The organism is Gimesia benthica (assembly GCF_009720525.1).
GTDB lineage: Bacteria > Planctomycetota > Planctomycetia > Planctomycetales > Planctomycetaceae > Gimesia > Gimesia benthica.
In genome coordinates this window covers 6,196,894-6,209,137 of sequence record NZ_CP043930.1, presented here as the reverse complement: position 1 = coordinate 6,209,137, position 12,244 = coordinate 6,196,894, and the positions used below count along the sequence as shown (strand labels likewise).

Sequence of the window (12,244 nt, the reverse complement as noted above, 5' to 3'; positions counted from 1 at the left end):
GGACGAACCAGGACAAAATCCCGGACAGAGCAGGACAAAATCCGGCCACATCGGGACAAAATTCTGTCTTGACCCCCAGCCGCCAATCCACAAGATGCTACAACAGCAAAGCAAAAGAACAACGTAGGGGCGGCCCCATGTGTCCGCCCGCCAGACGACATCATCCTCCACTGCTGTCTTCGAAAATATCGCATGGAAACCTCCCCCCTGAGCGGCAAGGCGCTAGCCGCCGGTAACCAGGTTCGACGTGGAATACAACACCGGTGGCGAGCGCCATTCCGCTCAGAATAACAAACCGGAGATCATACAGATCGGCACCAGCACGAACAGCAGACGTACAACCAGCGCACATCAACCACCAGTGAAAACAAAGAGGGTGCTCCCGAATGCAATCCACGATTGCCGCAGGCAACAAGAGGTCGCAGAACAAATGCGCTAGAGTGAGAAACCGATACTCACCAGACAGCCGTTCTTGTCCAGTACCATAAGCGGTAGCGACTATCCCCGATCAGACGCAGCCCCCGTGAGCGGCAAAGCGCTAGCTGCCGGTAACCAAGGTCGACGTGGAATATAGCACCGGTGGCTAGCGCCATTCCGCTCATAAATTCACAGAGCAAATACGGTATATTGAGAAACCGCACCTCACTCCCGCGTTCCCTGCACCGTCCCCTTCAGCTTCCCAAACACCCCCTCACCCCAGACAACGCGCGCCTGCTGCAACCGCTTCACATCCGTCGCTGCAAACGCAGTCGCTCCAATCTCCTGGCCGTCCTGACGAATCACCAGTCGCCCCGGTTCAATACAGAACTCCAGTTCCAGCGGCTGATCCTTCCACTTCAACTGCGCTGCCAGATTCCCGGGCATCTCAAACGCCAGCACGGCTCCATATTCCCGTCGCTGCGCATCGGTCAGAAACGTGTACTGATCCGACCAGGGATAGGTTCCCTTGGAAGAGGTCGAGACCATCAACGCGCCCCCCTGCGGCACCAGTCCGGTAATTCGCTGCCCCCAGTGATTGAGCACCAGCTTATGTTGCACCGCTTCCGCCTCGTAAGGATGCACCGTCTTGTCCGTCAGTTCGGGATGCGAAAACATCCGCCCCTCAGAAAACCAGCGGTCCGCGTCCGCGTCGTACCGCCACAACTCGGCCCAGGGCCAGACTCCCACAAACAGATCACCCCGGTAAATCGCCAGCGTCTGTGCTTCACGAGCACTCGGCGAAACTCCCGGCAATCGGGGCGGCCAGCCGGACAGCTGCCTGATTTCAGTCCCCCCCGTATACTCAAACAGTTCGCCCGATGGATACTGGGCCAGCAGCAGCCGGTCCCGAAAGTTCAGCATCGAATAAACCTGGTAGCTGCTTTTGTCGCTGGCTTCCAGAATCGTCCGCCACTTGTTTCCATCGAACACATAGACGCCTCCCCAGTTCGAAACCGTGAGCAGTTCATTCCGATACTGCCCCCAGGCGAACGGCGTCGCGCCCACAAATTTGCAGTCGATGCTCACTGCCCGCGACAGATCCACCGGTCCCCCATCCGACGGCTTCCAGGGACAGGCCACAACCTTCGTAAAGCCCCCCTGTTCGGACCGCATGCCATGATAGAAACAGAGAAAGCCCTGTGCATAATAAAAGTTGTAATAGCGTCCCTCGGCAGGCGGCTCAAGAATGATGCGCCCATTGTAGGCCGCCCGGTTGGAAGAAAACGTGAGCACGCCGGTACCGACTCTCTGAATGCCATCCCCTGATCCCACCGGTCCCGTGGGAGGCTCCGGCGTATCGATCCACTTCCCGGCTGCAGGATTCCAGGTCCGCAGTGCCCCGGGTCGATAACCACTCCAGGCAGAAATCGTCTGGTTCAGATCCAGCAGATACACGCCCGTGTCCAGATCCGGATGAGGCAGCCGTTTCGTCTGTGCTGTTGGAGTGGTGCCCGGCTGTTTCACATAAAACTGCAGCGTGTGCCGATCGCCGCGAAAGCGGGTGTTGTAGACGTCCAGAAACCCGGCCCCGGCAATCACGGTGCCATCCGCATCACGCAGTTCAAACAGCGAGCCGAAGCTCTGACCGACATCCTCTCCCAGGTCAACCCGGGCCGAAATCTTGAGCAACGGCGTCGCGGCCTTCTCCGGCTCCGCAGCATTACTTTTGACAGACTCCAGACAGAGGAAACCAAGACAACCGGTCAACAGCAGACAGAAACGCATCATGGTGCGGCACTCCACAGGCGGGTTTTCGGAACGCATTTGAAGCATCCATCCTAAAGGTCCGCCAACCGGGATACAACCAGGAAGCAATTCCTGTTTTTTACTCACCTGTCATCATCGAATCCATTTTCTGCAGTCGCTACAATGAGTCCCCAGTACCAGACACACAATTCAACACAAAATCACACCCCAATCAAAAAGTAATCTGAATGCGTTCACAGGGAAAAATCACACACTGGGATGATGAAAAAGGCTTTGGCTTTATCACCCCCCAAGACGACGGCACAGAGGTCTTCGTGCACATCAGCGCTTTCACTCGAACTGCACGCCGGCCGCAGACAGGCGATCCTGTTTCATACGAAACAACCCCGGGCAAAGACGGTAAACCCAAGGCGGAGCATGTCCGTTTTTCAGACCAGTCCGTAGTCAAGAGTCTGTGCAGCGCTCCCGCTGTTCTGTTTTCGGTACTCTTTATCGGCTTTCTACTGGTCTCTGTTTATTTCAACCGGCTCTCCTGGCTGGCGCTGGTGGCATACGGTGCCGCGAGTGTGATCACATTTATCGCCTACGCCTGGGATAAGTCAGCGGCCCAACGGGGAAAGTGGCGGACAGCAGAAGCGACCCTGCACTTGATGTCGCTGGTAGGCGGCTGGCCCGGCGCCCTGGCCGCACAACGCCTGCTGCGACACAAATCCAGCAAACAGAAATTCCTGGTTGTGTATTGGCTGACCGTCTTCCTGAACGTGGCAGCAATCGGCTATGTAGTCTGGCACGGTGATTTCGGCTTGATCAAATAACTGATCAATACGAAATCACAAGACAAACAAAATGAGTCGAAGGGTGTTGCCCCGGTTAGACGCTTCCCCGTGAGCGGCAAAGCGCTAGCTGCCGGTAAGCTAGGTTGACGCGGAATTTAACACCGGTGGCTAGCGCCATTCCGCTCACAAAAACGGAGTATCAAAGAGGAACAGGCCCTGGTTTCCCTTCCTGTTTACAAACCACGAACGTCACGAAAGACACGAAAATCCCCTGTGCGTAGTATTATTCAACAGGTAGTATTAAAGGGATTGAACCAGACTCCAGGGAAATCACCAGTTCTTTAACAAGGCCCGCTTACGATGAAACAGCTCAAAGTAATTTATGAGTGTATGATGGGCTGCCTCATCGTCGTGGGCGGCGGTTTCATCATCTATCACCTGGATACAACGAATTCTGCAGTTTCGCGCATCGAGAAACTGGGGGGGAGGGGTTCGTTCCGACACCGCCTGGGGGTCAACCCTCTACGAAATCGTCAATCTCAACGAAACACCGGCTACGGACAGTGATCTCAAATGTGTGCGGAAGGTTCAGCCGTACTCAGGTGTCTATCTCAGAAATACGAACATCACGGACCAGGGCCTCAAACAGCTGCATGGTCTCGCGGTAGACGAAATCGACGTGACCGGCACCGATGTTTCAGATTCCGCAATCGCAGAGCTGCTGGCCACTATCCCCGCAGACGTAGAGTGTCACATCATACGTGATCCGAAGATTGGGATGTAGCAGATGTCAGGAACCTTAAATATTTGGTTCCTGACACCTTTTACTCAATCCACAGACAAGACATTCTTGAAAACTTTTTTTAATAAAATCGGCCAATCTATCAACCGTCAGTGGTTTGCGCCCTATGTTTCGCCAGGGCCATAGAAATGGTAGAGGTATAGTATGACCATTCCAAATGAGCTCCGCTCAACACTGGAGCTTTTACAAAGAGGATTTCCTAACGGAGTCGACGAAAGTGACATCGTTCCGCTTTGTCGGATACTCCAAGATGATGGAGAAATGAGCATCAGGACAACGGCTTTGGTTTTGGGTGAATTACTCGGATGCGACCCCGTTGTTATGCTTCCGCTCATAGATCGTTCGACTATGGATGACTTAGCTGGCTCATATCGAGTTGGAGAAATACGCGAACACCTGAAACAATATGGATTCGAAGAATGGCTTAATGAAGAATGACGTTATTGAATGGACAAAACGCAAGTAGGAAGAAAAAGGTGTCAGGAACCTTAAATATTTAGTCCCTGCATCCTTTATTGTCCGACTTCTTCTTCAATCGATTTTCCAAACATTAAATCGCAGATTCTCCCATCTATATCGAAGAAATGAACAACCGAGGACGCGGGACGCGACTGATAAAGTTCGAGACACCGGTTGGGATTCATACTCCTGTTCTTCCGGCAATAACTCTCCCAGTACATTCTCGCCATCCGAGTCCCACTCTCTGATCTTAACACCATGTTCAAATACTGAAAACGCCCCATATCCAGTGTTTTCAACCACTGTGAACTCGATTGCTGGCTGTGATACACGCCTTGTCGTTAACCAGTTCCCAAACGCAGTTCCAACTTCTGCTTGCAATACAGAACCGCAAAAGCAACTCACCAAGTCGTCGGAGGCCACGCCGAGTAGATTGGGATGTTCTTCAACCAGCTCCCAGCATTCGTCAAACTCCATGTCGGTCGCAATGACCACAACCCCGGAGAAGAATTCAGTTACCAGCGTTGAATTGCTCTCTTCAGTGTCATCCTGAGCCACTAGAATGCAATCAAGGTAGAGTCCCATTCGGCGTACATCCTAAAACTATGCGATCTACAATTCGCCACTAAGAGAAGTCAAAGGTGTCAGGAACCTTAAATCCATTTACATTGTAAATCCGCTCTTCTTCTAAATTCATTTTTAGTTCTATCACCTTCTTCTGCTCATATTATCAACAACCTCTGTAGCTACTCTTTTTCTTCGTCACCAGGTTTGATTACCATCAGCGAAACAAGTGCGAGCACAAGGCCAATCAAACACGATGCACTGACATGCCAGAACAGGGTCAGGAGAGTATTGTCAGAGAAGATCAACACGGGAGTCTCCCCAAAGAGAACCCGCCTGATTTCCAATTCATACCAGTTACCCAATGAGCAAGCAACAAAGCAGGCGACAGGAAACGAATTATAAAGGTGGTATGAAAACCACAGAATGCAAAAAGTGATCAATGAACACAATAGCCAAACCGCGCGAAAACGTCTGGTTTTGATGACCATCAGCGTAACAGGTGCGAAAACAAGGCCAACTAAACACGCTGCAATAACATGCCAGAACAGGATCAGGAGAGTATTATCAGGGGCGATAAACACGGGAGTATCCCCATAGAAAACACGCCTGATTTCCAATTCATACCAGTTACCCAATATGTAACTGTCACTCCCGATTACCGATCTGCCATCTTCAGTTTTATACTCCGATGGAAACGAAGCAGTAATCAGGTAGGAAAACAACAGAGTGTAAAAAGCGATCATTGAACACATTAGCCAAACCACGCGAAAACGTTTGGTTTCGATCGCCAGCAGCGTAACAAGTGCAAGCACAAATCCCATTAAACACGCTGCACTGACATGCCAGAACAGGCTCAGGCGAGTACCATCATCACCGAACGACCCTTTAGCAACCCCAAAGAGAGCCCCTCTTACTTCCAGGACATACAAAGTGATCAGGGCACACAATATCCAGATCACGCTGAAACGTCTGGTTTTGACGAGACTCAAAATCATCTGTACGCCGCTCCTAATGATGAGACCTGCCTCCTTTATTAATCCTTTGGATTGATCAATTAACTGGCCAATATACCGTCATGATGAGACGCAGGGAGTCAGCTCCGGTCAGACGCTTCCCCGTGAGCGGCAAGGCGCTAGCCGCCGGTAATCAAGGTTGGCGTCGAAGAACAACACCGGTGGCTAGCGCCATTCCGCTCACAAAAAACAGAGTAGAAAAAACAATAATGGACCAGGTCTCTTTTTGTTGCCTGGATCTCACTTCCTGTTGTACTCCACCGCGTGACAGCCATTGAATTTGGCGAAAGCTGACAATTTTGATTCCATTTTTTTCTGTACTAAATTCTGATCCACTTTTTTTTCGTAGTGAATCGAGTGAATCATCAGCCGTTGATTGGTTCGATCTGCTTTGCAATCGATGCGGGCGACAAATCGGCTGCCCTGTAGGACAGGCAGTGAAAAATACCCATACTTTCTTTTTGTCGCCGGAACATAGCATTCAATTTTATAGTCAAAATCGAATAAGGTAATCAGTTTATCTCTTTGAATGACCAAATTATCAAACGGTGACAGGATGTGTATTTTCTGGCTGACCCCGGGAATGCTCTCCAGTGATTGCTTGAGGGCATAATAAGTCTGTTCAACTCCTTCAATAGCGACTTGAGAAATTTCGTCATCAGCTACCATTTGGTCGAGGGTTGTCAAGACACTTGTTTTGGTTCGAGACTTGCGCATGTAGGCAATTTCGCTTACAGTTGCCAAGCCATGATGCTGAAGCGTTCGTTGAATCAGGTATCGAGCAAAGTCGGTTTCGCACGGTAGTGTGGTGTCAACAGTACCAGGAATCACATTCTCCGGGAGATCGTATACTTTCTGGAATCCCTCACGGCGAGTGATTTCCAGCTTGCCTTCTAGAAAAAGTCGCTCTAACGCTTTCTTGGCTGGTTTCCAGTCCCACCATCCCGATTTCCCCTGCTTTGTCATCTCAAAGTCTTTTGATCGAAGTGGACCTTCTTTGCGTATCCTGGTTAAAACCTGTTTCATCATTTTCAGGTCTTTGGGATACCAGGACGTCTCGCGTTTCTGAAACTCTCGTTTCAGTGGTAGAGAATACCGGTAGTCTTTCATAGGCAGGTAAGAGGCAGCATGACTCCAGTACTCAAATGCGTCTCGTGATTCAATGAGCTGGTCCAGGTTAACCGGACTGTATTTTTGATTTCGACTCCAAAACACATGATGATGGGCACGTTCGACGACAGAGATGGTATCAATCTGGACGTACCCCAGATGCTCAATGATTTCCACGGGATCCAAAGCTGGTCCTGTCAGCTTCTGACTAGCCACCATCAAACGCTGTGCAGACTTCAATGGCAACTTAATCGTTTTCATCTCTGATTTTTTGAGAACCTGGAAGAATTGTAGATAGACTCAAACAGCCGATGTTAAGTCTGTACCTGCCTAAGCATAGTACAATAGCGCACGAGATATCAACGTGAGCGTAGAAAACGAAGTGTGAGACCTCAAGTAAAGAGAATCTGAAAGAGGGCAGGACTCTTCTTTAAGAGCCTCGATCCCTTTGTTCTTCACGCTGCCAAATCAAAGGTAGGTACTGAATTCGTTGCCGGACATCACAATGAAAATCCCCAGGATAGCCAAGGCAATTCCCGCTGGCCCCATCCACGGCTTCCCGGTGTCGTGCTTTGACAGGATCCAAAGAATGATGCTCACGATGCCACAGACCACCAGCAGCAGATTTAATGCGAGTGCCGTAAATGAGAAGCTGTGGTACACAAAACCCATCTGCCGACTGAAGGGGATGAGCGGAAAATACGCAGGATGGTCGATCTCGTCTGGGCGATCTGAACGCCAGAGATCGCAGTAGTAACAGGCAGGCCATCCAAAATACCGTTCGAGTTCCCATCCGGGCTCACGGTCCCTCCGTCCACCCCAGCCTGGATTCCATGAGAAGGCATTAATGACAAGAAAGGCAACTGCGCCCCACACGATGATGGGTGTCACTTGTGAACGAACTGATTCTGTCATGACTCTTGCCTGTTTTTAGGCATCCGCCTGCTGATGCCCTCAAAGGAGCTACTGTACCACCACAGTCAGGTTCTAATCCGTCTTGCTGCTGTTATCGTTGGTGATATACGGTGGTCCGTTATCCCCTTGGGTCATCTCCTTAATCTCTTCCTTGGAGAGATACGGTGGTCCATAACCCCACTTTGAGACAATCTGCATTACATTTCCTTCAGACAGAGAGACCCCCCCAGAGGCTGTACTCTTCTCCAAATGCGCCTTGATGGTGTCGTTAGTTTTACGGACATATTCAAAACTCCTATTGTCACTTTCCCATATTTCAAAACCGCTCACGTCATCGAGATCGTCTGCACCGGTCAGCCTGAAAGAGGAATAGGTCGAATAATCTTTGTTTCCTGTAGATAATATTGAGCAGTAAAGATCTGAATGCGGATATACATAAAGCGATTTAGTTAAACATGAATAATATTTTTTATTGTTCATGATGTTATTTACATCTGACAAAGATTGAACAGACAGCGTTCCCGTTACATAGTTTCGATTTTCCTTGAGTAAAAACGTTCCGTTATCCCAGACTGCAAAGGTAATTTCGGGCTGAAACAGATCGTTATGATATGGTGAAAATCGAGTTTGAAAAACGGCGATCATGGGCTTATTGAATAAATAAGCTGGTAGATCAGACTCATCTGAGAACTGTGGTAGCTCCTCAGCTGGAGGGGAATTGCTGGTCGATAATCCACGGTGACAACCGGAAAGACAAGAACCAAATAATAATGAGACAGAGATTACAATGTAACGGACATCCATTCCGCACCTCTTCTTAAGTGGAGTGATCCCAAACCGCATGCAGGCAGGCAACAAAAGCCAGCCGCGGTCAGATCAGTTCCCGAATCGGTGCCTGGCGTTCCAGCAGATATTGTGGACGGCCATTGTTGTCCGGGATGGTGGTCGTGGCAGGATCGATGCCCAGGTTGTGATACAGCGTCGCGAAGACCTCCTGCATATGCACGGGACGGTCGACCGCTGCTTCGGCCCATTTATCCGTCGAGCCGATCACCTGCCCGGCTGGCATTCCGCCCCCCGCCAGCAACCCCGCATGCACGCGCGACCAATGATCGCGACCGGCTTTGTCATTGATCTTGGGAGTCCGTCCAAACTCGCCCCACACGATGACCGTCACGTCCTGATCCAGCCCGCGTTCGTGCAGATCTTCGACCAGCGCCGCCACGCCCTGATCCAGTAACGGAATCACTTTGCGGCCTCTGCCGAAGTTATCGCTGTGGTAATCGAAGTCAGCGAAACTGCAGGTCACCATCCGGGCCCCTGCTTCTACAGCACGCCGCGCCTGCAGGAACCGGGACATCAGCGCCTGGTAGCCCATTTTGGGATCAAAGCCCAGCACTTTCGGATCGTCGATTCCATACCGGGCCCGGACTTGCGGATCGACTTTCTCCAGGTCCAGCGCTTCCACCAGCCGGGAGGAAGTCAACACTCCCAATGCCTGTTCGGTAAAGTTATCGCTGGTCTCGGCGGCCAGCTTCTGATCGACCTTCCGCCGGTACGTATCGAGTTCTTCCAGCAGCCTGGTCCGCTCGTGCAGACGGACCGTGGATATCGCATTCAGCGTCATGTTGCTCATCACTTCGCCATCAGGGCGAAATGGTGAATGGGCCATTCCCAGGAAGCCCGGCCCCTTGATGTTATAAGGATCGTGTGCCATCTTCTGCGACAGATCAATATAAGGGGGCACGGAAGGATCAACGGCCCCCTGCAGTTTGGAGAGTGCCGACCCCATGGACGGCCAGCCCCCCTGCGGTTTGGGATCCCGGAACTGATGCCCGGTGCAGCATTGGAAGGAATCGTGCCGGCCTTCGGAACCCACGAGCGATCGAATGATCGAGAACTTGTCCATCATCCCCGCGACGCGAGGCATCAACTCGCTGATTTCAATGCCGGGAACATTGGTCGCAATCGGTTGAAACTCACCGCGAATCTCGGCTGGCGCATCGGGCTTCAGGTCAAACATATCCTGGTGCGGCGGTCCCCCATTCAGGAAGATCATGATCACCGCTTTATGAGACTGACGCTGCGGATTCTGCTGCTCAGCCTGCAGCAATTGAGGCAGCGATAAGCCCCCCATCGCCAGCCCGCCGATCTGTAGGAAAGAGCGGCGGGAGATTTGATCACAGAATTTCGTGGCACGGCCTTCAATTTTCAGCATGCTGCCTGTTCCGGGAAACCAGGAATAATGAAACCCACACTCCATTGAGTGCCCTGATGATACAACGACCATGCATAAAAAGATACCGATTTCTGCCCTGTGAGGTGTACCGGAATCCACTCAGCTTGGCTTCTTTTCTGTGAAGCAAGTGATGAATATCAGCACTTTTGCCTGCAGATCACACGCAAGATGCTGCACGCACCCTGCAAGTCTTTGCACGCCCCTGCTGCAAAATCTGGTTCCATCCTCTCCCTGACAAAATTTATTCCAGATAACTGGATCTGTATCTCAGGCAGAAAACCGGCAAAACCCCTCTCCTTACGTGCCAGCCCCGTTTATTTTGCCTCTGCGGCACACTGATTGCATCTCCCCCAGTCATACTCGCCACGTTGGTCAGTCAACGTGCAAACAAACGCGCCCCCAGGCGGCACTGACGCCGACCAAACCCGCCCCCCAAGGAACATACAACCATGTTAGAGGCCTTTCTGGACAATTTCCTGCATAACCTCTTCAAACCGCTGCTGCTTTTCTTTTACATGGGCTTTCTGATTCCTATCCTCAAAGTTCCCTTTGAGTTTCCCAAAGCCGTCTATCAGGGTCTGACCCTCTACCTGCTGATCGCCATTGGCTGGCACGGCGGTGAAGAACTGGCGTCCCTCTCGATCTCCGAATTCGGTCAGGCACTCGGATTCATGGTCATCGGCTTTTTCGCGAATCTCATGATCGGGATCTTCGCCTATATCATTCTGCAACGAACCACCAAACTGCGTCAGATCGACGCCGCCACCGTGGCCGGCTTCTACGGATCCGACTCAGCCGGTACCTTCGTAACCTGCCTGGGTGTCATAACCGCAGCACAGATCGCCTATGCGGCTTACATGCCTGTGATGCTGGCTGTCATGGAAATTCCCGGCTGTCTGGTAGCCCTCTATCTCGTATCGCGCCTGCGACAGAAAGGGATGGACGCGCACGGAAACATGCCTCACGAAGCAGACTATCAGCCACCGCATCCCGCCCCGGTCCTGGAAGGCACCGGCGGAGAAGAAGCGACTCTCGACAGCGAAGGGGAACCAGTCAGCTATCAGTCCTCTGGAACAACGCACACTCAGACCGCCGTCGCTGCGAAAACGGAAACCCATCGCGAACTGGCTGCTCAGCTGGAAGTGGAAGTCGATGAAAAGAAAAAACCGATCTTCAGCAAAGAACTCCTGCACGAGGTCTTCCTGAACCCGGGCCTCTACCTCCTGTTTGGCGGGATTATCATCGGCTTTCTCGGACGCCTGCAGGGCAAAGCAGTCACCAGCCTGGACGACACCCTGTTTGTGAATATCTTCCACGGAATGCTCTGTCTGTTCCTGCTGGAAATGGGTATTACGGCCTGTCGTCGCTTGAAAGACCTGAAAACAGCCGGCTGGCGGTTCATCATGTTCGCACTGCTCTGCCCCAACCTGTTTGCGTTGTTCGGCATTCTCGTGGCACACGGTTACAGCATGGCTCTGGGACAGCCCTTTGACCTGGGAACCTACGCTCTGTTCTCAGTCCTCTGTGCCGCAGCCTCATACATCGCCGTACCCGCGGTCCAGAGACTGGCCATCCCCGAAGCCAGCCCGACACTGCCCCTGGCAGCTTCGCTCGGTCTGACCTTCACTTACAACGTCACCATCGGAATCCCGGTTTACATGCTCATCGCCGAGCTGGTCATGAAAACCTTACCCGTAGCATAACCAACTTTACCCCACTGATTAAATCATTGTTGAAACCAGAGAAAATATCGAGCTCAGTCTCACAGGAAACCACGGCATGGCTACCACCACAGAATTAACCAAAGTCATTGTCATCACCGAAACCCATTTCGAACAGGAACTCTTAAACGAGTTCCGCGAACTGGGGATCAAAGGGTTTACCTGTATGAACTGCTGGGGCCAGGGTCACCACCAGGTCTACGACGAGCCCTTTATCGGACACTCCCAGACCCGCATTGAAATCATCACCACTGAAGCGATCGCAGAATCAATCGTCGATTACTGTCGGCAACCCCGCTTCGAATCGTATGCGATTTCCGCCTACCTGGAATCCGTGCGTGTCCGAGACCCCAATAAATTCATCGCCTGAAACGGGTAAACCACCCCTTTCGCGACGGCAGATTTCGTAGTTTGCCAGTCACCTTCATGTGCTTACTTTGGCGGGTAGCTAGCAT

Annotated in this window: 13 protein-coding genes; 6 read left to right on the top strand and 7 right to left on the bottom strand. The window is 51.7% G+C overall.

The features are described from left to right. Positions 1-642: 642 nt before the first annotated feature. Positions 643-2,244 carry a hypothetical protein gene (locus F1728_RS24160; protein WP_155366219.1) on the bottom strand — a complete coding sequence of 534 codons (1,602 nt, stop codon included), beginning with the start codon at positions 2,242-2,244 and terminating at the stop codon, positions 643-645. A 170-nt stretch (positions 2,245-2,414) separates the two neighbouring features. On the opposite strand from F1728_RS24160, the gene F1728_RS24155 reads away from it, so the two are divergent. The 4 genes from F1728_RS24155 (at position 2,415) to F1728_RS24140 (ending at position 4,203) form a co-directional block, all read left to right on the top strand. Next, positions 2,415-3,002 (top strand): DUF1294 domain-containing protein, encoded by a 588-nt coding sequence (locus tag F1728_RS24155; protein WP_155366218.1) that lies wholly within the window; start codon positions 2,415-2,417, stop codon positions 3,000-3,002. Positions 3,003-3,323: 321 nt separating this feature from the next. Next, positions 3,324-3,530 (top strand): hypothetical protein, encoded by a 207-nt coding sequence (locus F1728_RS24150; RefSeq protein WP_155366217.1) that lies wholly within the window; start codon positions 3,324-3,326, stop codon positions 3,528-3,530. Positions 3,531-3,540: 10 nt separating this feature from the next. Continuing rightward, positions 3,541-3,747, top strand: a complete 207-nt coding sequence (locus tag F1728_RS24145) for a DUF3712 domain-containing protein (RefSeq protein WP_155366216.1) — start codon at positions 3,541-3,543, stop codon at positions 3,745-3,747. A 162-nt stretch (positions 3,748-3,909) separates the two neighbouring features. Next, entirely contained in the window at positions 3,910-4,203 is a 294-nt protein-coding gene (locus tag F1728_RS24140) for a hypothetical protein (RefSeq protein ID WP_155366215.1), read from the top strand. Positions 4,204-4,296: 93 nt separating this feature from the next. Here the strand turns inward: F1728_RS24140 and F1728_RS24135 are convergent, their stop codons facing one another. From F1728_RS24135 to F1728_RS24110, 6 genes are all read right to left on the bottom strand, one after another. Then, a complete protein-coding gene (locus tag F1728_RS24135; protein ID WP_155366214.1) occupies positions 4,297-4,809 on the bottom strand; it encodes a hypothetical protein in 513 nt (170 codons plus the stop codon). A gap of 161 nt (positions 4,810-4,970) precedes the next feature. Further along, complete coding sequence (locus F1728_RS24130; RefSeq protein ID WP_155366213.1) at positions 4,971-5,786, bottom strand: hypothetical protein; 816 nt, start codon at positions 5,784-5,786, stop codon at positions 4,971-4,973. A gap of 258 nt (positions 5,787-6,044) precedes the next feature. Continuing rightward, the gene (locus tag F1728_RS24125; RefSeq protein WP_155366212.1) at positions 6,045-7,175 is read right to left on the bottom strand and encodes a winged helix-turn-helix domain-containing protein; all 1,131 of its coding nucleotides are present in this window, start codon (positions 7,173-7,175) and stop codon (positions 6,045-6,047) included. A 207-nt stretch (positions 7,176-7,382) separates the two neighbouring features. After that, positions 7,383-7,829 carry a hypothetical protein gene (locus tag F1728_RS24120; RefSeq protein WP_155366211.1) on the bottom strand — a complete coding sequence of 149 codons (447 nt, stop codon included), beginning with the start codon at positions 7,827-7,829 and terminating at the stop codon, positions 7,383-7,385. A 72-nt stretch (positions 7,830-7,901) separates the two neighbouring features. Further along, the gene (locus F1728_RS24115) at positions 7,902-8,633 is read right to left on the bottom strand and encodes a hypothetical protein (RefSeq protein WP_155366210.1); all 732 of its coding nucleotides are present in this window, start codon (positions 8,631-8,633) and stop codon (positions 7,902-7,904) included. Positions 8,634-8,700: 67 nt separating this feature from the next. After that, a complete protein-coding gene (locus F1728_RS24110; RefSeq protein WP_155366209.1) occupies positions 8,701-10,047 on the bottom strand; it encodes a DUF1501 domain-containing protein in 1,347 nt (448 codons plus the stop codon). Between the two features lie 470 nt (positions 10,048-10,517). Between F1728_RS24110 and F1728_RS24105 the strand changes: the two genes are divergently transcribed. Beyond that, on the top strand, positions 10,518-11,771 hold the full coding sequence (locus tag F1728_RS24105; protein WP_155366208.1) for a sodium-dependent bicarbonate transport family permease: 1,254 nt from the start codon (positions 10,518-10,520) through the stop codon (positions 11,769-11,771). 76 nt (positions 11,772-11,847) lie between these two features. Beyond that, positions 11,848-12,159, top strand: a complete 312-nt coding sequence (locus F1728_RS24100; protein ID WP_155366207.1) for a P-II family nitrogen regulator — start codon at positions 11,848-11,850, stop codon at positions 12,157-12,159. Positions 12,160-12,244: the final 85 nt, after the last annotated feature.

Excerpts from the sequence above, each read along its gene's own strand:
- F1728_RS24160 (WP_155366219.1), bottom strand. The coding sequence starts at position 2,244 with ATGCGTTCCGAAAACCCGCCTGTGGAGTGCCGCACCATGATGCGTTTC.
- F1728_RS24155 (WP_155366218.1), top strand. The coding sequence starts at position 2,415 with ATGCGTTCACAGGGAAAAATCACACACTGGGATGATGAAAAAGGCTTT.
- F1728_RS24150 (WP_155366217.1), top strand. The coding sequence starts at position 3,324 with ATGAAACAGCTCAAAGTAATTTATGAGTGTATGATGGGCTGCCTCATC.
- F1728_RS24140 (WP_155366215.1), top strand. The coding sequence starts at position 3,910 with ATGACCATTCCAAATGAGCTCCGCTCAACACTGGAGCTTTTACAAAGA.
- F1728_RS24135 (WP_155366214.1), bottom strand. The coding sequence starts at position 4,809 with ATGGGACTCTACCTTGATTGCATTCTAGTGGCTCAGGATGACACTGAA.
- F1728_RS24130 (WP_155366213.1), bottom strand. The coding sequence starts at position 5,786 with ATGATTTTGAGTCTCGTCAAAACCAGACGTTTCAGCGTGATCTGGATA.
- F1728_RS24125 (WP_155366212.1), bottom strand. The coding sequence starts at position 7,175 with ATGAAAACGATTAAGTTGCCATTGAAGTCTGCACAGCGTTTGATGGTG.
- F1728_RS24120 (WP_155366211.1), bottom strand. The coding sequence starts at position 7,829 with ATGACAGAATCAGTTCGTTCACAAGTGACACCCATCATCGTGTGGGGC.
- F1728_RS24115 (WP_155366210.1), bottom strand. The coding sequence starts at position 8,633 with ATGGATGTCCGTTACATTGTAATCTCTGTCTCATTATTATTTGGTTCT.
- F1728_RS24110 (WP_155366209.1), bottom strand. The coding sequence starts at position 10,047 with ATGCTGAAAATTGAAGGCCGTGCCACGAAATTCTGTGATCAAATCTCC.
- F1728_RS24105 (WP_155366208.1), top strand. The coding sequence starts at position 10,518 with ATGTTAGAGGCCTTTCTGGACAATTTCCTGCATAACCTCTTCAAACCG.
- F1728_RS24100 (WP_155366207.1), top strand. The coding sequence starts at position 11,848 with ATGGCTACCACCACAGAATTAACCAAAGTCATTGTCATCACCGAAACC.